This window comes from uncultured Bradyrhizobium sp. (genome assembly GCF_947648125.1).
GTDB lineage: Bacteria > Pseudomonadota > Alphaproteobacteria > Rhizobiales > Xanthobacteraceae > Bradyrhizobium.
In genome coordinates this window covers 101,581-123,417 of the sequence record NZ_CANSMR010000001.1, presented here as the reverse complement: position 1 = coordinate 123,417, position 21,837 = coordinate 101,581, and the positions used below count along the sequence as shown (strand labels likewise).

Here is a 21,837-nt window from a genome sequence, read left to right as displayed (position 1 = left end):
CAAGGCATCGGCGCGGCGTCTCAGCCGAGCCACCGTTTGCGGCGCCGGTAATGCTTGATGTCGCGGTAGCTCTTGCGCTCGCCTTTGAGGTCAAGTCCGAGATAGAACTCCCGCACGTCCTCGTTGTTTCGCAGCTCCTCTGCGGCGCCTTCGAGGACGATGCGTCCATTCTCCATGACGTAACCGTAGTCGGCGATATCTAGCGCAACCCGCGTGTTCTGTTCGACGATCAGAAGCGTGGTCCCGCTTGCCTTGAGGTCTTTCAGCAGCGCGAACACCTCGTCGATCATTAGCGGCGCAAGGCCGAGCGACGGCTCGTCGATCATGATCAGGTTGGGATTAGCCATCATCGCCCGTCCGATCACGACCATCTGCTGTTCGCCGCCGGACAGATAGCCGGTTATGCGATCCTTGAGCGCGGCAAGGCGGCGAATGCGATCGTAAACATTATCGAGGCGCTTGCGCACCTCGCGACCCGACGATTCCATATGGCCGCCGACCAGCAGATTTTGCTCAACGGTCAGATGGCGCAACACGCGACGGCCCTCCATTACATGGATGATGCCGCCTCGAACGACTTCGGTCGGATCCGCCTTATCGATCCTCTTGCCGTCGAAACTGATGTTGCCGGAAGTTACCCGGCCGTCCTCGACGCGTATGATGCCGGAAATTGCCTTCAGAGTCGTCGACTTGCCTGCGCCGTTGCCGCCGAGCAGCGCAACGCATTTGCCATCAGGCACGGTGAGCGAGATGCCCTTCACCGCCAAAATGACGTCGCTGTAGATGACTTCAACGTTGTTCAGTTCGAGCAAGACGCAAGCCTCCCGAAGGGATCCGGCCGGGCCTGTGAGACCGGCCGGACGACTTCACTTCACCACTTGTTGATGGATGGCACCGGCACGCTCGCGGCCTCGATGTACTTGCCATCCTTGATGGTGGCGATACTCGCGACCAGCCCCTGCGTCGGGAACGGCCCGTCGTTCGAGAACTTGGTGTTGCCGAGAATCTTGAAGGTATCGTCCGCCGAGATCGTCGTCGACATCAGCGCCTCGCGGACCGCTTCGCCCGTGATCTTGTCGGCACCGACCTTCTTGGCCGCAGCTTCGATGGCCCGCATCGCAATCAGCGCCTGACCAAGCCCCTGGACAGCCGAAACGGTCCATTTGGCCTTGAGATTGTACTTGCTCTGGAGCATTTCGAAGAACTCACGCCCCGGCGTCTTTGCGTCGGTGGGCGCGGCCATCGCATAGACCTCATAATCGCCCTCCATCTGCTTGATGTCGCCGATCGCGCGACCGGATTCCGCCAGTCCGTTGTGCGAGCTCACGACAATCGGCACATTCTTGCCGAGCGACTGAAGCGCACGCTTGGTGGCGACCACCGCGGCCGTATTCGTCATGATCATGATCACCTCGGCACCCTTGCGGGTCACGCGGTTGACCTGGGTAGTGAGGTCGGTCGGCTGCACTTCTGTGAACACAACCTCGACGACCTCGACCTTCTCGGGATTGTCGGCCGCGTAGCGCTGGACGCCCTTGTGCTGATCGACATAGGCAGGCGATGCTTCCGACGAAATGATCGCGACCTTCAGCGGCCCGCTGCCGCCGCGCTTCTGACGAAACCACTCGAAGAAGGCCGCGGCTTCGTGGCTGTAGGTCGGGCGCTGATTGAAGATCCACGGATCGGGCTTCCAGGCGAAGCCATACGCGGCGGTCGACATCACCATCGGAATCTTGTCGGATGGCAGCCGCCCCTGAAGCGCGGCCACGTCAGGTCCACCGACCCCAAGCACGATGATCGGGTTGAGCTCGGCCTTGATGCCAGGCCACAGGCTTGCCACCTGCGCCGCGTCATAGCGGTGATCGTAATCCTTGATGCCGAGCTTGACTCCAATCTTCTTGCCAACTTCGGCATTCCACCAGTCGATGACCGGCCGGCGCGCACCGATCAGGTCCTTCATCACGTCCGCATAGGGACCGGTGAAATCCGCCAGGGACGCGACGTTGTAGGTGCTCTCGGCACGGGCCGGTGCCGTGACTGTCAGCAAGCCGAGCGCAGCGGCCACCCCAGCAATCTTGATGTGCTTCAAGATAGTCATTGTCCAGTTCCTCCCATAAGTGTTCTCAAAGTCCAAGTGCCCGGCCTTCAATAGGGAAACGGCCAAAGGCGATAGGATCGTTTCAGGATAGTCCAGCGATGCATCAGCCCGCGCGGTTCGAAAATCAGGAACGCGGCGATGATCCCGCCGAGAAACACATTCATCAGTGCAAACACCACATCGCCACCGAGCGAGGGAAATTGCGCTACGATGCTGGGACCAAGCGTAACGAAGCTCTCCTGGATCGCCTTGATGACGAATACGCCGATCAACGCACCGGTGATCGAACCGAGACCTCCGACAATGACCATGGCAATGAACCAGATCGAATGGAACAGCGTGAACTGGTCAACGGCGACAAAGCGCACGTAATAGGCCCACAATGCCCCGCCGGTCCCCGCGTAGAACGCGCCGATCAGAAAGGCGATTGCCTTAGTCCGCACAACGTTGATTCCCATTAAGCCGGAAGCGACGTCGTCGTCGCAGACTGCGACGAAGGCGCGCCCGTGTCGGCTGCGCACGATGCCGTAGGCACCGAACACCATCAGTGCCGTCACGGCCAGACAGAGATAGTAGATCGACGTCTCGCTGACGAAGCTGACGCCGAAAATCTGCGCAGGTTCCAGCGTCAGGCCGTTCGATCCGCCGAACCACGACTGCGGCAGATTGAGGATCAGGAAATGAAACAAGGTCTGCGCCGCGATGGTGGTGAGCGCCAGGTAAAAGCCCTTGATGCGAACCGCCGACAGCCCAAAGATGAAGCCGAATACTGCGGCGGCGCAGCCTCCGAGCGGAATGCTGAGCCAGAATGGCAGATTGAACTTGATGGCCAGCGCACCGGTGGCGTAGGCGCCGACCCCCATGAAAGCGGCCTGACCGAGATTGATCTGCCCCGCGTATCCCATGTTGATCTGCAGGCCGATCACGACCACGGCCATGATCAGCATGTTGGTCGAGATCGCGACGAGGCGCGGCCCCAGAACATGGGGCAGAACGACCAGCGCGACGAGAAACAGAAGAAGCGCGACCCATTGTCCGCGGGTGCGGATCAAAGCTTGATCGCGTTCGAAACTGGTGGCGAATACGCCTGCCGGATCCATCGGTCAGACCCTTTCGATGGTCTTCCAGCCGAACATCCCAGTCGGCCGAATAAAGAGGATGAGCAGCATGATGATGAATGGAAACACGGTGCCGATTGCACCGCCCACGATCGGATCGAGGTAGGCGGTCACGAGGCCCTGAATGATGCCGACAATAAGGCCGGCCAGCAGGACCCCGGCGATCGCCTCGAAACCCGCCAGCAGCGCCACCGGCAACGCTGCGAGGCCGATATCGGAGGCAAGGAAATTCAACGACTTTCCGCTGAGGAAGATGACGGCGCCGAGCGTCGACAGCACGGCGCCGAGAGTCCATGCGAACGCGATAGAGCGCTTCACTGAAATTCCCATCGACAATGCCACCTGGTGATCCTCGGCGACCGCTGTCATGCGCAGCCCCGCCCGCGTGCGGTTGAAGAACCACGACAGGCCGAAGCCGACGATCACCGTGATTACGCCGCCGATAAGAAGCGAGCGAGGGATAAGAATGTCCCCGATGATCACCGGCTGAAGCGGGAAGATGATCGGGAACGGGCGCACCTGCGGCCCGAACAGGACGAGGATCAAACCGCGGATCAGGATCAGCAACCCGATCGTGACCATGACCATAGCGAAGACCGACTCGCCGGCGAGGCGGGAAAAAAAGACGCGTTCGACCAGGAGTCCGAACAGTGCCGCCGCGACGAATGCGAGCGGAAGACCGATCGAGAGCGGTAACCCAAGCGAGGCAACCATCCACCAGACAATGAAGCCGCCGAACACGACAAGTTCGCCCTGGGCGAAATTGAAGACCTTCGAGGCACGATAGATGACCACGAAACCCATGGCGATGAGGGCATAGAGCAGCCCGACCAATGCCCCGTTGATGAAATAGTTGACGAAATCGATCATGCGATGGCTCGTAACGGTGCAGCAGCGTTTCCGGCCTTGTCGCCTTTAACGACGTCGTGGATGGTGACGTGAGCAGAGAGCGTTCCCTTTCGCCCATCCTGGTACGTCACCGCGATGTCGAGCTTCTGATCATCCCGGCCGCCGTACATCGCCTCGATCAGCACGGCATAGCGTTCGGCGAGAAATTCGCGCCGCAGCTTGCGCGTACGGGTCAGTTCGCCTTCATCCGGATCGAGCTCCTTCGGGAAATTGGCGAAGCGCCGGACCCGCGCATGTTCGGGCAGGAACAGGTTGACGCGTGCAATCTCGCCGCGCACCAGTTCGGCCACTTCGGCCTTCTGCGAAAGATCGGTAAAGGTGGAGAAACTGATGTTGCGATCCTCCGCCCACCGCGACACCACGCTCATGTCGATATTGATCAGCGCGCCGATATAGTCGCGCGTATCGTCGCCAAGCGTCATGATGTCCTTGACGAACGGACTGAAGCGCAGCCGCGTTTCGATGAACTGGGGCGGGAATCGTTCGCCGGAGCGAAGCTGCCGGAGATCGTCGAGACGCTCGAGGAATACGAGTTCGCCGCTGTCCGTAACCGACACGGCGTCGCCCGTTCGGTACCATCCTTCCTGGACGCGCTCGGCGACGCTGTCAGGCTTCTTGTAATAACCCTGAAAGAAGCTTCCGCCGCGAATGAGCAGTTCACCCTGCTCCGACACCTTCCATTCCAGCGACGCGCCGGATTCGGGGTGCGCGTTCAGCCAGTGACCCACCGTCTCGAGATTGTAGCGATCGCCCTGATGCAGGGTCAGAAGACCGATCTCTGTCGTGCCATAGATATTGCGCAACGGCACGCCGATGGCGTGGAACAGGCGGAACACATCCGGCGCCATCGTAGACCCGCCACACAACGCGAGCTTGATGCGGGTGAGGCCGAGCTTGTCCCTCAGCGGCTTCAACACCAGCATCTCCGCGAACGGGAGCGCAAGCTGCGCGCCGAACGGGATCGGCTTGCCTTCAAGACGCGCGACGTGGACCTTGTGGCCGATATCGACACCCCAGGCATAGATCGCCCTCCGAATTCGGCCAGCGTCGAGCATCCGGCCCTGGATGGTGGCGGCGAGGCTCTCCCACTGCCGCGGGGCGAATAGCATGACCTCGACTGCGAGCTCGCGGATGTTGTTGAGGACCTCCTCAGGCGATTCCGGGAAGTTCACCACCAACGGCAGCAGGAGACCGATCGTGACTCCGAAGAACTGCTCAGTCGCCCAGGCCGGGGCGATATAGGTGAGATACTCCATGCCAGGCTTGATACCGGTCGCCGCAATCACGCGATGCGCATTGTCGACGAGGTAGCGATGGGTCAGCACCACGCCTTTCGGTCGCCCGGTGGTTCCTGACGTATAGGACAGCACGGCCACGTCGTCGGGTTGCCCCGCCTCGACCAATCGCCGGAACCGATCGGAATCTTCGGCCTGACGGGCGCGCCCGGTCTCGAGTACCGTCCCGAACGGCGCTAGGCGATCGTGACGATAGGACCACATCCCGGTATCGTCCCAGTAGATCATCTGGCGAAGGTGCGGAACGCGATCGAGAATCGCGAGACCCTTGTCCACTTGCTCCTGATCCTGCGCCACCAGACAAACCGCATCGCTGTCGTTAAGTAGGTATTCGATTTCATCGGCGGTGATATCGGGATAGAGCGAGACGATCTTGCATCCGATCGAGAAGGCCGCGAACTCGCTCCAGAAATTCTCTGGCTCGTTCTCACCGATAATGGCCACGGTCTCGCCGCAGCAGATACCCATCGCGTCAAGGCCGAGAGCCAGGGAACGTACCTTCTCGAGGACATCGCCGTAGGTGTATTCGCGCCAGATGCCGCGATATTTGTGCCGCTCGACAAGCTGGTTCGGCGCAGCACTGGCGCGCTCGAGCAACAGTTGCGGAATGGTACGCATCGGCAGCATCAGCGATTTCCTTCGCCCAGATACGCCTTGAGCACCGCAGGGTTTTGCTGAATCTCCAGCGGAGTCCCCTCTGCAATCTTGCGGCCAAAATCGAGCACCACGATGCGATCGGCAAGATCCATGACGACGCCCATGTCGTGCTCGACCAGCACCACCGGGATCCGGCGCGCCTCGCGAACGTCGAGAATGAAGCGCGCGAGGTCTTCCTTCTCCTCAGAATTCATCCCGGCCATCGGCTCGTCCATCAGCAAGATGCTCGGCTCCTGCGCCAGCGCACGGCCAAGATCGACGCGCTTGCGCAGGCCATAACCAAGGCTGCCAACCGGCTGATGGCGGATGGACTCGATTTCGAGCAGCTCGATGATTTCCTCGACCACCTCGCGGTGCCGGATCTCCTCGCGCCGGCAAGGCCCGAAGTAGAAGAACGCCGACGGAATCGAGCTCTTCATGTGAATGTGACGGCCGACCATGATATTTTCGATCACGGTCATGTTCGAAAAGATGTGCGTACCCTGGAAGGTCCGAGCCAGGCCGGCCTTCACGATATTGTGGACGCCCATGCCGGAAAGCAGCGAGCCGTTGAATCTCACTTCGCCCCGTTGCGGCCGATAGAAGCCGCTGAGGCAATTCATCAGGGAGGTCTTGCCCGCACCGTTCGGCCCGATCACCGCAAGCAACTCGTCCGGAGCTACCGTGATGGACAAATTGTCAAGCGCGACGACACCACCGAACGCCATCCGGATACCGCCGGCGACGAGAACCGCAGCGTTTTGCGCCGCGCGGCTCTGCGAATCCAGACGGACAGGTGAAACGGCACTCAACACGCGCCCCCTTCACCAACGCAATCCTGCGACATTCATCCTCCCCGGGGTATGCGGCATTTCGACCGGGCGGCGCCCCGCCCAAGCCGGTCAATCCCTGACGGATTTTTGTGACCAATAAGGATTATTTTTAACTTTATAGTCAATTATCGTCAAGCCCACTCGGAGACTTGCAACTCGTCTCCGCGCAACCGAACCGATCGAACGCATCCAGCACCGCCAGCGAGAACGCAGCAACAGATAATGATTGCTGGTTGAATAGCCTCCTCCGGCTCCGAATGAGCCAGCTTTTCGTGCGTATTCACGCACAGCTTTCAACCAAAGCACGCTTCGCGGCCTTTCGGCCGCAATGGAACCGCCGGAAGTCGAAGCGGCAGAGTCTCGATTATTTAATTGACTGTCACGTTAAATATCCTAATGTGTGGTTGAATACGGAAGATAACGGCGTTCCTCGGGCAACGTTCCGCTACTGGTTTCCGACGGTTGCGAACGGCCCTGCTCCAACGACGCTCCGCAATCTCCAATAACGACACGCAAAGGAGGAGCCGGGATGGCGCGGCCCGAAAGCAAATCTTTTTCGTTCCTTACCGACCAACAGACGATGGTCCGCGACGTCGCACGCAAGGTTGCAGCCGACGCGATCACCCCCACCGCTGCGGAACGTGATCGCACGGCGGCGTGGCCGCACGCCGAATTGAAGGCCCTCGCGAATCTTGGCTTCATGGGTATGTTACCGTCCGAACAATACGGTGGTTCGAACGCAGGATTCGTCGCCTACTGCCTGGCGCTGGAGCAGATCGCGGCCGCCGATGCGGGAGTGGGCACTATTTTCCATGTGCACAACGTCACGGCCTACACCATCGCATCGCGCGCCAACGAGGAGCAGAAGCAGAAATATCTGCCGCCGATGCTGCGCGGCGAGAAGATCGGCGCCTTTCTTCTCACCGAGCCGCAGGCGGGTTCGGATACTGCTGCGTTTCGCGCTACGGCACGCCGCGAGGGTGATCATTACGTTCTCAACGGCACCAAGCAGTTCATCTCCAACGGGAGCGAGGCAGGCACTACCATTGTGCTCGCCCGCTCCGATCCGCAGGCCGGCAAACACGGCTTCACGACGTTCATCGTCGATCCCACCACGCCCGGCTACAACATCGCGCGTGTCGAGGACAAGCTCGGCCAGCGCACGGCCCATGTCGCGCAGATCCAGCTCGACAATGTTCGCGTTCCCGCGGAGAACGTGCTCGGCGAGGTCGGCGGCGGCTATCGGATCGTCATGGGCGGCCTGTCTGACGGTCGGATCGCGATCGCCGCGCAGGCAGTCGGCGTCGCCCAGGCCGCACTCGACGCTGCGATCCGCTACGCCAACGAGCGCGAGGCGTACGGTAAGCCGATCGTCGAACTGCAGGCGGTGAGCTTCCGTCTCGCAGAAATGGCGGCCCAGGTCGATGTCGCCCGGCAGTACTACATCCACGCGGCGCGGCTTCTCGAAGCCAGAGCGCCATGCGCCAAGGAAGCGGCCATTGCCAAGCTTGTCGCTTCAGAGATGGCGGAGAAGGTCTGCTCGGACGCGCTGCAGATCCACGGCGGCTATGGCTACCTGAAGGATTTTCCGGTCGAGCGCTACTATCGCGACGTTCGCGTCTGCAAAATCTACGAAGGAACCAGTGATATCCAGAAACAAATCATCGCACGCAGCCTCTCGGCCTGACGTCTCCAGGAATTGACTTTGGGGAAATAATTTTGACTATGGGCGCTAGAATCACGAATCCGAGATACTTGGCACCTCATGAAGAAGGCATCGACAGCAAGGCGCGGGCGCCATGCCTCTGCCTGGAAAAGCGTCGTTCTGAGCCGGGAACAGCAGTTCTCGCTCAAGCGGGGTGCGCTGCTTCGTGAGGCCGGCCGCGCATTCAGCCTTCGTGGTTATCACAACACCTCGCTCGAGGATGTGGCGAAGACCTTGGACGTCACCAAGGCTGCGCTCTACTACTACGTCAAGAACAAGCAGGAAATTCTCTTCGAATGCCATATGATGTCGCTCGATTTCGGCGACGAGGCGATGAAGTACTGCGAGGAGCATGGCAAGACCGGGCTCGAAAAAATCCTCCTGCTCATCGACAAATATGTCAGGACCATCACCAGCGAGATGGGCTCTTTCGCTGTGCTCGGCGAATACGACGCACTGGAGCCGCAGAACAAGGCGATCATCGGCAAGCGTCGCGACAAGTTCGACCATGGCTTCCGCAAACTGATATCCGAAGGTATTGCTGACGGGACGGTGCGCGCCGTCGATCCCAAGCTGACGGTGTTCTTCTTCATGGGGTCGATCAACTGGATGACACGCTGGTTCACGCCGGAGGGACCACTCACCGGCGAGCAGGTCGCGCGCCAGCTCGTCGACCTGATGGAGGGGGCTCTGCGGATCCGCTGATCACGCGGCGACAGATCCGGCGACGCGCCAGAAAGTGTGGTCTTCTGGAACGCTGGGTGGGCTTAAGTCAACGCGTTGGTCGACGACGCAACAACGCCGCTACTTTCGTCCTCTCCAGACCGGCTTGCGCTTCTCGACGAACGCACCAATACCTTCGCGCGCATCAGCGTGGGCTACCGCGAGTTCTCCGGAATATTCATAGGCATCGGAGATGGGCATTTGCAGCTGGCGATAGAACGGCTGCTTGCCGAGCGCAAGCGCATAAGCGGATTTGGAGGCGATCCCCGCGGCGAGCGCCTCAACTGTTTCGGCGAGGCGTTCCGGCTCGACCACGTCGTTGACGAGTCCAACCCGGAGCGCGAACTACGCGTCGTGTCGTAGAGGCGCCCCCTCGCCAGCATCTGCATCGCATGTTTCGGCATCACCGTTCGCGACAACGCAACCATCGGCGTCAGGCACTACAGGCCTATATTCGTCGTCCGTGAAGAACTCCGGCTTCAGGCTGGAGCGGTCTGAAGTGCGGCAGTGAGAGGCGAGAGGATTTGGCCCAGCAAAAGGCTGAGCTAGCGGATGAGGCAGCGGAAGTGGTAGCCAGCAGCGGCGAGGATGGCGTTGGCAGCGTCCCCCTGGGGGAACCAGAGATAATTGCGGTCCATGCGGTGCTCGGCCTTGAGCTGGCCGATACGGGTTCGACGGCGGCCCTGCGGCGTAGTTCGCGATTGATCTTGGGCGTCACCTCTCGCTTCTGGCCGAAGATGAACACCCTGAACTTGTGATCAGACGGCGCGTAGTGGCCGCGGTATCCCTTGTCGGCGAGGATGCGCGCGATGGTGTTGCCGGTCAGCGCCTCCATGTCCAGGATCACGCTGGCCAGCGTGTGACCGTCATAGGGATTGCCGGGCTGCGCCTTCACATGGGTGACGAACTGGCCGCCCTTGGCGTGGTCGATCGTGGTGGCAACGGAGACTTTGACGCAGAACGCGTAAGGCCGATGATCGACGTCAAACAGCGCGGGTTGCAGATCGTCCCGAAAATAGCGGTCGGCGACGACGCGCTCGGCTTCTGGAAGGCACTCGACGAGCTCTTTCCCGGCATATGGCACCAGCGGCGCTGGGTGCACAAGACCGTGAATGTCTTGGACACCGCAGCAGAACGTTGGCACCGAGAAATCTCATACCGGTTACTAACGGAACAGAATCGAAGGCTCCGCCTACGCGGGTGACACGGATCGCCAAGCTTAGAAGGGTGACGATGAAGCCAAGGCTGGACGACTGACAGTGCCCACTAGAAGATATGCAAAAACGCCCCGGCGTAGTCCAAAAGAACAAATACTACCCGCTTCCACTGTCATTCGGCGTCGGGAGCCACGCCGATCCGCACTCCGAATCTCGTCGAAGCCACGGTCGCGGATCCGGGCCGCGTTAAGGTCATCCCAGCCCCCCATCGTTCTTTTTCATAAATACAGAGCCCAAGTTTGATGACCGCGTAGGGCGCGGAAATCAACCCAGATCTCTGCCTGGAGGAGCCGAGCGCGGGTCGCACATGGCCGCCATGAGCGCTCCATCTATCTGCATTTACAGGTCGAGATCACCCGCCAGTAGTCGCTGCGAAATCATGCGCGCCAAGATTTCATTGGTGCCGTCTGCAATATTGACGATACGAAGATCCTGCCATGCATGGACGAGGCCGAGCTCGTTGGTCAGCCCCATGCCACCGTGAGTCTGTATAGCGCGGTCCACGGCGCGAAATCCGGCCTGCACCGAGTAAAATTTGGCCATCGACAGCTCCTTCAATGCCTTCTCACCGCGGTCGAGCAACATCGCCGCGTTCAGTCCCATGAGATGAGCCGCGTGAAGTTCCGTCGCCGCCTCGGCGAGCGGGAAAGAAATGCCCTGATACTCGGCGATCTTCGCACCGAACGCCTCGCGCTGCTTCGCATAGTCGATCGCCATTTCCAGCGCCCATCGGCCCTGCCCGACCGCACGCGCCGAATTGTAGACCCGGCCAAGCGACACGCCATACAGGGCGATCTTGAAGCCTTGATCGATCTCGCCGACGAGCTGCCAAGGCTCGACTTCTACATTCTCAAGCACCACGGCGCCCTCGTGGCCTCCAGCATGACCGAACAGCCGCACGACGCTCTCCACCACAAAACCCTTGGTGTCGGTGGGAACGAGAAAGGCGCTGATGCCGCCTGCTTTGCGCGCGGCCTTCTCGGTGTCGGTGATGGCGAAAACGATGCACCACTCTGCGGTCGGCGCATTCGTCGTCCAAAGCTTCCGGCCCGAGATTTTCCACCCGGTGCCGGTTTTGACGGCGCGCGTCTTGATCATGCTGGCATCCGAGCCGGCGCCCGGCTCGGAGAGGCCGAAGCACATCGATGTTCTGCCGGTCATCATGTCGGCAAGACAACGCTTGCGGGCCTCCGCCGTAGCCTGGGTCAACAGCCGGCTCGGACCGAAGGCCCAGTGAGCGATGACCCAGGGGATGATGACGCCCTGTCCACCGAGTCGGTGATAGATCGCCTCCCAGGCCACATAGTAGGCCAGGTGACCGAGATTACCCCCGCCGATTTCCGCGGGTGCGCACATGGTGTAAAAGCCCGCCTGCGCCGAGAGCATCCTGATCTCCCGGATCAGCTCGCGCGCTTCAGCGGAATACCGGCCGCGTTCGTCGTACAGAAGCCGTTGATCATCCAGCAGCGCACGACTGCTTTCGATGCGCGGAACGACCTGCGCCTCGACGAAGCGCAGTACACCGTCGCGCACATCTGTTACCTCCTCGGGAAGCGCGAACGCTACTCCGGTCATGTGAGAATCAACTCCCGCCGCGCCCAAATTGCGAGGCGCAGCCGATGCGCACGGTTCGCTCCGTCATCTCAACCTCCCTATCGCGCCACCCATTTGGGCTCAGGCCGATCCCAAGATCGCCCCCCCCCCGGGGCGTTCCCGGTTTTGAGGCGACTGCTGGCGTTGCACACGCCGAGCATGGGTGCAAACCGGCACACGCAGCTTCAGTGCCTTGAAAGTTTTTCTAACATATGTTTGATTTTGGTCAATAGCACAAACTGTTTGTTCACCGGGAGGAGCCACGATGAACGTCCTAGCCGGACCGGAAATGGCAGCGATCGAGGCCATAAAGGCCAACTACTCGCTCACGGATGAGCAGCGCCAGATCGTGAATCACGTCGATCGCGTCTCGCGCGAGGTGCTGCATCCGCTTCAAGAGAAGATGGATGCCGAGGAGTGGTGGCCGCAAGATCTTTTCAAGCAGATGGGGAAGTTGGGCCTGCTGGGCATCACTGCGCCCGAAGAGCTGGGCGGCTCGGGGCAGAACGAATTCACTCAGGCGCTTGTCTGCGGGGTGATCTCCAAGTGGAACCCGGCGGTAGGTCTTTCGCACGGCGCGCATGACAATCTGTGTCTGAACAATATTCTGCGCAACGGTTCGGAGGAACAAATCAATAAGTATGTGCCCGGCCTGTGCAAGGGTGAACTGGTCGGCGCGCTCGGGCTAACCGAGCCTGGTGCCGGATCGGACGCGCTGGGTTCGATGGCGACGACGGCGCGCCGGGACGGCGACGACTACGTCATCAACGGATCGAAAATCTACATCACCAATGGCCCGATCGCCGATGTCATCCTGGTTTATGCCAAGACCGACAAGTCGAAGGGCGCCAAAGGCATTTCGGCCTTCATCGTCGAAACCGACAATCCCGGTTTCAAGGTGGCGCAGAAGCTCGACAAGATGGGTTTCCGCGGATCGCCTACGGGGGAGCTGGTCTTCGAGGACTGCCGAGTGCCCGCCTCGGCGATGGTTGGGGCAGAAAACACCGGCACGTCGGTGGTGATGAGCGGGCTGGATCTGGAACGCGCGATGGTGGCCTCGATCTGCGTGGGCATGGCCGAGCGCGCACTAGAGTTAGCGCTTGACTACGCCAAGATCCGCGAACAATTCGGCAAGCCCATCGCCAGTTTCCAAATGATGCAGTCGAAGCTTGCCGAGATTTACACCGAAGTCGAGACCGCCCGCGCCTTCGGCTACCGGGCGTTGGCCGCCTGTGTCGGCCTGCCCAAGGGCGCCGGCGGGCGCGGCGAGATTCACAAGCTGACCGCGGCGGCCTGCCTGTATGCCGGCGAGGCGTTCAACAAGGCCGTGACGGAGGCCTGCCACATCCACGGCGGCTCGGGTTACATGCAGGATACCGAGATCAACCGCCTGTTCCGAGCAAACAAGCTTCTGGAGATCGGCGCAGGCACGAGCGAGGTGCGCAAGATCATCATCGCAGAAGAGTTGCTGCGCGCCTGAGGAGGACATCAGATATGAATGTACAATTGCGCAACTCGTCCAGCCCGCGAACCTACTATCTGACAGAAGAGCAGCAGGCGCTGGCCGATCAGGCCCACAGGTTCTTCTTTTCCGAGTTCCATCATCTGAACGCGCAGATGGACGAGACTGACAATCTGCCGCCATCGGTGTTTCCGAAACTCGGCGCAATGGGCTATCTGGGGCTGAACGTTTCACCGGAATATGGCGGGGCGGGGCTGGATTTCACCTCGGCTTGCGTCATCACCGAGGAATTATCACACGCCTCCGCCGCGATCGGGCTTAGCCATGTCGCGCACGACAATCTCTGCGTCAACAATATCTACCGTAACGCAAATGACGTTTTGCGACGCAAGTATCTGCCGGGCCTTTGTAACGGGACGATGATCGGCGCGCTCGGCCTGACCGAGCCCGGTGCCGGCTCCGACGCGCTTGGCTCGATGCGGACCACAGCGAAGGGGGATGGCGACCACTACATCCTGAACGGGTCGAAGATCTACATCACCAACGGACCGATCGCCGACGTCGTGCTGGTCTATGCCAAGACGTCCCCCGAAAAGGGCGCCAAAGGCATTTCCGCCTTCATCGTGGAAACTGACACGCCGGGCTTCAAGGTTGCGCAGAAGCTCAACAAGATGGGCTTCCGCGGCTCGCCAACTGGCGAGTTGGTTTTCGAGGATTGCAGGGTGCCTGCGAAGAACATGGTAGGCAAGCCAGACGGCGGCGTGGCAGTGACAATGTCGGGGCTGGACCTTGAAAGAGCCATTGTCTGCTTCAACGCCACGGGCATCTCGCGCCGAGCCCTGCAGATCTCGATCGACTATGCCAAGACACGGCAACAATTCGGCAAGCCGATTGCGAGCTTTCAAATGGTCCAGGCGATGCTGGCCGAGATGTATACCGAGATCGAGGCCGCCCGTAGCCTAGCGCTACATACCGCCGCGATGTGCGAGGGGCTGGAGGAAGGCGAAGGCGGCCGCGGCGAGATTCACAAGCTGACGGCTGCAGCGATCTTCAAGGCGGCGGCGGCAACCTCCTTCGTCCTTGATCGCGCGGTGCAGATTCACGGTGGATCGGGATACATGCGTAACACCGAGGTCAACCGCCTTTACCGGACGGGGCGCGTGCTCGAGGTGGGGGCGGGTACGCAGGAAGTGCGCAAACTCATTATCTCCGGCGAACTTCTTAAGAACTGAGGCGTGGCATATGGCACAGGAACAAGTGCAGCGCCGTTTCGCCCCCGACCTCATGTCGGGGCAGGTGGCTCTCGTGACCGGCTCGGGCTCCGGCATGGGCCGCGCCACTGCGCTTGAAATGGCCTCCTGCGGAGCCAGGCTGGCTCTTTTCGCCCGTCGTGAGGAGCCGCTTCAGGAAACCGCCGCGATGATCCGCGCCATCGGCGGTGAAGCCTTGGTCGTGCCGGGCGACACCCGCAACGAGGAGAGTGTCGAAGCGGCAATGCTGAAGATCAGGGATCACTATGGCCGGCTCGACGTGCTTGTGAACAACGCCGGCGGCCAGTATATCGCAGCCGCCCGCGACATCACCAACAAGGGATTCGAGGCGGTCATCCGCAACAATCTGATTGGCTCGTGGCAAATGACACGCGCCGCGGCCGATCACTTCATGTTCGAGAATGGCGGCTCGATCGTGTTCGTAACTGCGATCTCGACCCGCACGGCGTTGACGGGCTTTGCCCATACCGTTGCCGCGCGCGCAGGTGTCACCGGCTTGATGAAGACGCTCGCCGCCGAATGGGGCGAATACGGAATCAGGCTCAACTGCGTGGCCCCCGGCACGATCAAGACCGAGGCGCTCGGCCGCTACCCGATACCGCCGCAGAGGTGGCATGAACTGAACCGGTCAGTGCTGAACCGCATCGGCGCGGCCGAAGACGTTGCGGCCACGATCATCTTTCTTGCCTCCAAGGTCGGTGGGTTCATCACCGGCGAAGACGTCTATGTGGACGGAGGAGAAACCCTACACATGGGTCACGATGCTCGCGACATGATCCATCCTGACATGTTCGAGAAGCGAGTGCGGGGAGACGGAAAGAATGAGTGAACCTATCGTGGTTCTGAACATTGCCGACCGCATCGCGACAGTGGCGCGCAACGACCCCGACAGGCTGAAGCCCGTCACCGGCAATGAGATGATCGCGGGGCTGCTCGGCGCATTCGACCAGGAGCAGCGCAATCCCGAGGTCAGCGGCATGATCCTTTCACCGGCGCCGACCCGGCCTTTTGCGCCGGCGACATCAAGGAGATGGCCGACCCCGAAAGCGTGTTCCGCAAAGGTTTGCTGGCTTCGGTGGACAGCTACATCACCGGCGTTCCGCGGATACCGCTCGCGCTCTGCAATCTCGATCTTCACACGATCGCGGCCGTCAATGGCCCGGCCGTGGGCGCGGGCGCAGGAGCGCGCTGCAGTGATCGCCGCCAAGCCGTCCCTCGTGGTGCGCGTCCCCAAGCAGCTAATGCACCAATGCCGAGCGCATGGACCTGCCGGATTTCCTGGAGCATCGCCGCCGGCTATCAGGCGCTGATGGACCAGACCAAAGAACACCACGAAGCGTTGCCGCATTCTTCGACAAACGAAAGTCGTTGTTTTCTAACCTCTGACGGATCGACGCTGCAGATGACCCTCCCAGACCCGAAGAAACTCGATCAGATCGCTAGGATGTGGAATCATCGCGGGCATGGTCTGATCACCGAGATGAACCTGAAGATCGAAAAGGTCGCGACCGATGGCGTTCTGGTGAGGATGCCCTTCAATCCCTCTTTCTGTGCTGATGAGGACGAGAGTCTGCTGCATGGCGGGGTGCTGACCGCCCTTCTCGATAGCGTATTCGGGCTCGCGAATTTGGTAGCGATCGACAGGATCAGCAGCATGGCGACACTCGACCTTCGCGTCGATTATCTGCGGCCGGCCAGATCGCGAGCGGACGTCATGGTGCGCGCCGAATGCTACCGGCAGACCCGCCATATCGCCTTCAATTCAGGTACGGTCTGGTTCGACGAGCCGAACCGGGCCGAAGTGGCCCGTGGCACCGCGAGCTTCGCGCTCATGCGGGGTGAGAGAAGCCTTCTCGATGCGATGACCCGGAGCAGAACCTCCAAATGACGCCGGAAACTATAACCCTGCAGTTCAGAAAGATCCCGTTCTTCCGGTTTCTCGATCTCAAGGTTACCGAGTTCGATGACACGCACGCAATCGCAACAATGCCGTTCGCCGACCGGCTGATCGGCAATCCGATCATGGAACACTACCATGGCGGGATCATCGCGAGTCTCATGGAAGCGGTCGCCGCGATCACCGCAAAAAGTGGTCGAGATGGGCAGCCGCCTAAACCGATCAATCTAACGATCGATTATCTGCGCCCGGCGGTCAAGGGTCCGCTGATAGTGAGGGCGACCGTGACGCGGAAGGGCAAGCGCATGGCGAGCGTGCGGACGGTCTCTTGGCAGGATGATGATTCCCGCCCCGTGGCCGAAGGGTTGCACCATTTTCTGGTGGTCTAAGCCCCGCTCCTCGGGCAGCGACTATGTAACCTTCAAGGCTGAGCCGTGGCCGAAATGCCGTTCAGAAGCATTTTGATGAGCAGCTCCGTGAAGGCTGAAAGCGTGTAGTATCCGCGTTGGCCGCCCTTTCCGGGATCGAACCATTCGATCGTCCAATTCAATGCCCCCAGTACAAATTGCCGCAGCGGAACCACCTTGAGGTCCGAGCGCAATGTCCCAGCCCTCTGCGCGTCGCGTAACATCTGGTCCCAAACTGTAGCGTATTTGTGCCGAATCGGCCGATGGCGCGAGCGCATCTTCTCTGACAGCATTCCATAGATACGGATGTTGGCGGACGTGAACGCGCTGTCACGGAACAGATACGCCATATGCGCCGCGATCGCGATCGCGATCCGGTTTCGATGGTCTTCTTTGTTCGGCCAACTGGCGATCGCATGGCTGACGCCCTTCAAGAGATCACGCAGGCCCATGTCCAGAACTTCGTCGAGGATTTCTGTCTTGGAGCGGAAATGATAGTAAACGCTGCCGGCCTCGAGGCCCGCTTCCAAAGCCACACGACGCATGGTTGCTGCGTTGTACCCGCTTTCTCGCAATATCCGGGCGGCGGCGCTCAGAATTGCATACCGGGTCCGCTCGGCCTTGCCACCTTCTCCACGCGCATCCGTCAAGATACCGAAGGACTCGACCGTGAGATCGGCAACGGTTATGCTCTTGTCGCACATGCCATCAAGCAACAGCTTTGACATGCGTTCGGACAGCACCTCGACCGGATATCGCGCAGTATTGTACCATTCCGCCGTCCAGTTCATGGCGCCGAGGATGAATCGGCTAACCAGGATAACCGAGATGTCCTTACGCAGATTGCCGGCGTCTTGGGCCTGCTGCAAGAAAGTTCTCCAAAGTTCCGCATAGCCTTCTCGCAAACGCCGATGGGGCATGCGGCGTTTCGCCGTTAGAATGGGGTAATTCCTGATGTTGGCCGAGGTAAAGTCGCTTCTGGTCAAGAGAAAATTTAGATGGGTGTCGACAAGCCGGATGAAGGTTTGCCGAAATGAAGTTCCCTGCGTTCTGGCCTGTTCAACAACTATTTTTACTTCATCGTATAGCTGTCGGACGCCAATATCGAGGACCTCATGCAGGATATGATCCTTTGACTTGAAGTGGTAGTAAATGCTGCCGGCTTCCAGACTTGCGGCATCGGCGATCCGCCGCATGGTCGTGGCGTTGTATCCGTCCTCCTTAAACAGCTTTGCCGCCGCCATGAGGATCGCTTGACGTGTGTGTCCCGACTTGCCGTGAGACTCGTCGCCAGGGCTCGGCGGCGTAACGTGTCGTTCCATGGATTCCCATCCTTCTACTGGACGCTAGTCTATCCATTGCAATAATTCTAACAAGGGTTAGAAATATTTCGCGTTCCAGACGGTGCCTGCGACCCCCGCAAGGAGAAATATCCAAGGTTGCGCGGACTGAAAGGGAAGAGAATGATCGACAGAGGCGGTGGAAGCGGGATCGGGCGTTCTGTATCCACTTTGCCGAGGAAGGATCCAAAGTTGCAGTGATCGACCTCAACGAAGGCGGTGCCCGGCAAACCGTGAGAACGATCAAAAATGCTGGCGGCAAGGCACACGGATACACTGTCGACATTACCGGCCGCAAGGCCCTAGAGACGCCGCCGTGGCCTATTGCGAGGCAGGCGAAGCGATCGACGTTCCTGTGAACATCCCCGGCTGGTAGGAGCCAAGGTCGTTCCTCGAAACGGACATTGATCTGTGGAAGATCATCGACATCGATCTTTGGCCCGCCGCACATGCATCACGCGATTCTGCCTGGCATGGTGAGGAACGGATCTGGACACGTTGTCAACGTCAGCTTGGGTGCTGGCCGCGTCGGCTCTTGGGGAGAGGCCGTCTACTGCGCCTGCAAGGGCGGTATCATCTCGTTTACCAAGAGAGAAGATGAGAAGACCGCCGAAGGCCCGAAACGGGCGATCCCGATGAGCCGCTTAGCGCAACCGACGGACTATCCGCGGAAGCATCTGCTTTCTGGCCCTCCGCACCGACGCAATGACCGCAAGATCAATCTTGGTCGGGATCTCGGCAATGCGAGGGAAGCTCCGCAACCCCCGGACCCGGTCCCGTCCGTGGATTGATTGGATAGATCGCCCCCGCAAAGCCTTGTTGCTTGAGTAACCTTATCGGTAGCTTGGCCGGCTGGTCGGAAGCGCCGATCACGGCGACGAAGTTCGGCGACAATGCGGCCTGTGGGGGAACTCTCGACATTCCCTGCACTCAGTAGGAACGTGGCATGCCGAGGTCATGCTGGGCCACATAGTTGAGCACCATCTCCTCGGAAACCGGCGCGAACTTGAACAGCCGCGCGTCGCGCCACAGGCGCTCGACGTGATATTCCTTGGAGAAGCCCATGCCGCCGTGGGTCTGCATGGCGCGATCGGTCGCCAGCGCAGCCGCCTGGCCGGCGAGCCACTTGCCCATGTTGGCCTCGCTGCCATAGGGCTGGCCGAGATCGGCGAGCGTCGCCGCCTTGTGGTTCATCAGCCGCGCGCATTCAGCCTTGATGTGCGCTTCGGCCAGCGGAAACTGGATCGCCTGATAGGAGCCGATCGGCGCGCCGTTGAAGACCTTGCGGTCGTTCGCATAGTTCACGGCGAGGCCGATCGCGAGCTCGGCGGTCCCCACGAGACCCGCGGTCGTGACGATCCGCTCGGTGTTGAGGGTGTCGAGAAGGTGGTGGAAGCCGCGATCGAGTTCGCCGACAAGTTCGGCGCCCTCGACCCGGACGTCATCGAAGAACACCTGGCTCGACGGCAGCGTGTTGGTGCCGGCCTTCTCGATCGCCGCATGGGTGAGCCCGGCGCGATCCACGTCGATCATGAACAGGCTGATGCCGTCGGTCTTGCGCTTGACCTCCTCGAGCTTGCGCGTCCGCGCCACGACCAGGAGCTTGGTCGCCTGCGGCACGCAGGTGATCCAGATCTTCTGGCCGCTGAGACGCCAGCCATTGCCGTCGGCGCGGGCGAAGGTCTTGAGCGCAAGCGAATTGGTGCCGGCGTCGGGCTCGGTCAGCGCCATCGCGAACCGCGCCTTGCCGGCGACCAGCTTCGGCAAGAGATCGCGCTTCATCTCGGGCGTGCCGTATTTCGACAGCGTGACGCCGCCGAAGATGGGATTGCACATGAAGAGCTGGCTGAGCGTCGACCCGGCGCCTGAAACGCACAGCGCTTCGATCGCCATCGCCAATTCCGTCATGCCAAGGCCAGAGCCACCATGCTCTTCGGCAACCGCGATCCCGCACAGGCCGGCGTCGCAGATGTCCTGCCAGATCGCCGCGGGAAACTCCTTCTTGGAATCGAGCTCCCGCCAGTAGTTGAGACCATACTTCTCGCCGACCTGACGCGCCGTCTTGATCAGCATGGTCTGCTCGTCGGTGTAGGTGAAATCCATGATTGACCCTTCTGATTCAAATCCGCAGGAGGTTGAGTGGATTCTGGAGAATGCCGGTGATGCAGTCGAGGAAGCGCGCCGCGGCAACGCCGTTGAGCACGCGGTGATCGCAGGACAGGACGAGCCCGATCTCCCGGCGCAACACCGGCTGCTCGTTCGCGTCGGGCCGGAAGACCTGCTTGATCCCGGCGACACCGAGGATCGCGGACTGGCCCGGATTGATGATCGGCACGAGATGCGAAGCGCCGTACATCCCGACGTTGGAGACGGCGATCGCCCCGCCCGCAAGGTCGCCGGCAAGAAGCTCACCTGCCTTCGCCCGCTCCGCGATCGCGTTTGCCGCACCGGCGAGCGCATCGAGCGGCAAGATGCCGGCGTCGCGAATGACGGGCGCGAACAGTCCGCGCCCGGTATCCACGGCCATGCCGACGTCGCTACCGGTCAATTGAACGAAGGCATCGTCGGCCCAGACCACGTTCACGTCCGGCATCCGCAGAAGCGCGCGCCCAACCGCGGCCAGAACCAGATGATTGATGCTGATCCGGGCAAAGCCCTCCATCGCGTTGAGCTCGTCCCGGAGCTTCAGCAGGCCCGTGACATCGGCCTCGGCCAGCACATAGAAATGCGGGATCGCCTGCTTGGCCTCAGTCATACGGCGCGCGACGGTCTTTTCCAGCGCGGATGCGTCACGTCGATCCCCGGCGGCGACAGGTTCGCTGGGAGGCGCGATGGATCGAACGGCGGCCGATTGCGCGGCCATCGCGGTCTCGACATCACGCGCCTTGATCCGGCCACGCGGCCCGGTACCAGTCACCGTGGCCAGAGGAATGCCAGCCTTGCGCGCGAGCCTGCGCGCCAGCGGAGTTGCGATGATCCGTCCGCCGCTTGCAGCAAGGGGACGCGCACCTTGCGGAGCCGGCCGATCGGCCGCCGGCACCGGGGCACTTCGATCGTCCTCGCCGAGCTGCACGACGCCCTTGCCGGTCCAGGTCGCCACGACAGTTCCCACCGGAACCGTTGCGCCTTCGAGAACCTCGATGGATTCGATCCGCCCGTCGCCCTGCGCCTCGACTTCGGTGGCGATCTTTTCCGTCTCCACGACGAACAGCACGTCGCCGCCGCGAACCTGATCGCCCGGCCCGACCCGCCACGACGCAACGACGCCTTCGGTCATGGTGAGACCGAGCTTCGGCATGACAATTGCGGATGTTGCGTTCATCCTCTTCCCTG

At 60.9% G+C, this 21,837-nt stretch carries 19 protein-coding genes and 3 pseudogenes; 10 read left to right on the top strand and 12 right to left on the bottom strand.

The genetic code is table 11. The features are described 5' to 3' along the window. Nucleotides 1–20 precede the first annotated feature (20 nt). From Q0030_RS00585 to Q0030_RS00560, 6 genes are read right to left on the bottom strand one after another with little or no spacing between them, the layout of a single operon-like run. A complete protein-coding gene (locus tag Q0030_RS00585) occupies nt 21–812 on the bottom strand; it encodes an ABC transporter ATP-binding protein (protein ID WP_298361978.1) in 792 nt (263 codons plus the stop codon). 59 nt (nt 813–871) lie between these two features. Continuing rightward, nucleotides 872–2,098: an ABC transporter substrate-binding protein gene (locus Q0030_RS00580; protein WP_298361975.1), complete on the bottom strand. Its 1,227-nt coding sequence runs from the start codon at nt 2,096–2,098 to the stop codon at nt 872–874. A 47-nt stretch (nt 2,099–2,145) separates the two neighbouring features. Then, nucleotides 2,146–3,198, bottom strand: a complete 1,053-nt coding sequence (locus tag Q0030_RS00575; RefSeq protein WP_298361972.1) for a branched-chain amino acid ABC transporter permease — start codon at nt 3,196–3,198, stop codon at nt 2,146–2,148. A gap of 3 nt (nt 3,199–3,201) precedes the next feature. Further along, complete coding sequence (locus Q0030_RS00570; protein ID WP_298361969.1) at nt 3,202–4,086, bottom strand: branched-chain amino acid ABC transporter permease; 885 nt, start codon at nt 4,084–4,086, stop codon at nt 3,202–3,204. Continuing rightward, the gene (locus Q0030_RS00565) at nt 4,083–6,047 is read right to left on the bottom strand and encodes an AMP-binding protein (RefSeq protein ID WP_298361966.1); all 1,965 of its coding nucleotides are present in this window, start codon (nt 6,045–6,047) and stop codon (nt 4,083–4,085) included. Before Q0030_RS00565 ends, Q0030_RS00570 begins: the two co-directional genes overlap by 4 nt. Then, a complete protein-coding gene (locus Q0030_RS00560; RefSeq protein ID WP_298361964.1) occupies nt 6,047–6,868 on the bottom strand; it encodes an ABC transporter ATP-binding protein in 822 nt (273 codons plus the stop codon). The genes Q0030_RS00565 and Q0030_RS00560 overlap by 1 nt, the downstream gene beginning before the upstream one ends. 550 nt (nt 6,869–7,418) lie before the next feature. Here Q0030_RS00560 and Q0030_RS00555 point away from each other — a divergent pair. Next, the gene (locus tag Q0030_RS00555; RefSeq protein ID WP_298361961.1) at nt 7,419–8,576 is read left to right on the top strand and encodes an acyl-CoA dehydrogenase family protein; all 1,158 of its coding nucleotides are present in this window, start codon (nt 7,419–7,421) and stop codon (nt 8,574–8,576) included. Between the two features lie 78 nt (nt 8,577–8,654). Then, a complete protein-coding gene (locus tag Q0030_RS00550) occupies nt 8,655–9,299 on the top strand; it encodes a TetR/AcrR family transcriptional regulator (RefSeq protein WP_298361958.1) in 645 nt (214 codons plus the stop codon). A 99-nt stretch (nt 9,300–9,398) separates the two neighbouring features. Here Q0030_RS00550 and Q0030_RS00545 read toward each other — a convergent pair. Next, nucleotides 9,399–9,647, bottom strand: a pseudogene (locus Q0030_RS00545) (enoyl-CoA hydratase-related protein); the annotation flags it as partial. 218 nt (nt 9,648–9,865) lie between these two features. Next, nucleotides 9,866–10,293, bottom strand: a pseudogene (locus Q0030_RS00540) (IS5/IS1182 family transposase); the annotation flags it as partial. Between Q0030_RS00540 and Q0030_RS00535 the strand changes: the two are divergent. Then, nucleotides 10,291–10,440: pseudogene (locus Q0030_RS00535) on the top strand (IS256 family transposase); the annotation flags it as partial. The pseudogenes Q0030_RS00540 and Q0030_RS00535 sit on opposite strands and share 3 nt — an antisense overlap. A 433-nt stretch (nt 10,441–10,873) precedes the next feature. On the opposite strand, the gene Q0030_RS00530 reads toward Q0030_RS00535, so the two are convergent. Then, a complete protein-coding gene (locus Q0030_RS00530) occupies nt 10,874–12,109 on the bottom strand; it encodes an acyl-CoA dehydrogenase family protein (protein WP_298361955.1) in 1,236 nt (411 codons plus the stop codon). A 283-nt stretch (nt 12,110–12,392) separates the two neighbouring features. Between Q0030_RS00530 and Q0030_RS00525 the strand changes: the two genes are divergently transcribed. The 5 genes from Q0030_RS00525 (at nt 12,393) to Q0030_RS00505 (ending at nt 17,146) form a co-directional block, all read left to right on the top strand. Next, nucleotides 12,393–13,607 (top strand): acyl-CoA dehydrogenase family protein, encoded by a 1,215-nt coding sequence (locus Q0030_RS00525; protein WP_298361952.1) that lies wholly within the window; start codon nt 12,393–12,395, stop codon nt 13,605–13,607. Nucleotides 13,608–13,633: 26 nt separating this feature from the next. Further along, nucleotides 13,634–14,821 (top strand): acyl-CoA dehydrogenase family protein, encoded by a 1,188-nt coding sequence (locus Q0030_RS00520; RefSeq protein ID WP_298361949.1) that lies wholly within the window; start codon nt 13,634–13,636, stop codon nt 14,819–14,821. Nucleotides 14,822–14,894: 73 nt separating this feature from the next. Continuing rightward, entirely contained in the window at nt 14,895–15,689 is a 795-nt protein-coding gene (locus Q0030_RS00515) for an SDR family oxidoreductase (RefSeq protein WP_298361946.1), read from the top strand. A 201-nt stretch (nt 15,690–15,890) separates the two neighbouring features. Next, a complete protein-coding gene (locus Q0030_RS00510; protein ID WP_298361943.1) occupies nt 15,891–16,748 on the top strand; it encodes a PaaI family thioesterase in 858 nt (285 codons plus the stop codon). Further along, nucleotides 16,745–17,146, top strand: coding sequence for a PaaI family thioesterase (locus Q0030_RS00505; RefSeq protein WP_298361940.1), 402 nt, complete (start codon nt 16,745–16,747; stop codon nt 17,144–17,146). The genes Q0030_RS00510 and Q0030_RS00505 overlap by 4 nt, the downstream gene beginning before the upstream one ends. A 32-nt stretch (nt 17,147–17,178) precedes the next feature. Here Q0030_RS00505 and Q0030_RS00500 read toward each other — a convergent pair whose 3' ends face one another. Next, the gene (locus Q0030_RS00500) at nt 17,179–18,486 is read right to left on the bottom strand and encodes a TetR family transcriptional regulator (protein ID WP_298361937.1); all 1,308 of its coding nucleotides are present in this window, start codon (nt 18,484–18,486) and stop codon (nt 17,179–17,181) included. A gap of 215 nt (nt 18,487–18,701) precedes the next feature. On the opposite strand from Q0030_RS00500, the gene Q0030_RS00495 reads away from it, so the two are divergent. Both Q0030_RS00495 and Q0030_RS40515 read left to right on the top strand, forming a co-directional pair. Further along, nucleotides 18,702–18,863: a hypothetical protein gene (locus Q0030_RS00495; RefSeq protein WP_298361934.1), complete on the top strand. Its 162-nt coding sequence runs from the start codon at nt 18,702–18,704 to the stop codon at nt 18,861–18,863. A gap of 90 nt (nt 18,864–18,953) precedes the next feature. After that, complete coding sequence (locus Q0030_RS40515; protein WP_363323402.1) at nt 18,954–19,295, top strand: SDR family NAD(P)-dependent oxidoreductase; 342 nt, start codon at nt 18,954–18,956, stop codon at nt 19,293–19,295. Nucleotides 19,296–19,434: 139 nt separating this feature from the next. Here the strand turns inward: Q0030_RS40515 and Q0030_RS00490 are convergent, their stop codons facing one another. Beyond that, nucleotides 19,435–20,607, bottom strand: a complete 1,173-nt coding sequence (locus tag Q0030_RS00490) for an acyl-CoA dehydrogenase family protein (RefSeq protein WP_298361931.1) — start codon at nt 20,605–20,607, stop codon at nt 19,435–19,437. A 16-nt stretch (nt 20,608–20,623) separates the two neighbouring features. Continuing rightward, nucleotides 20,624–21,826, bottom strand: a complete 1,203-nt coding sequence (locus Q0030_RS00485) for a dihydrolipoamide acetyltransferase family protein (protein ID WP_298361927.1) — start codon at nt 21,824–21,826, stop codon at nt 20,624–20,626. Nucleotides 21,827–21,837 lie beyond the last annotated feature (11 nt).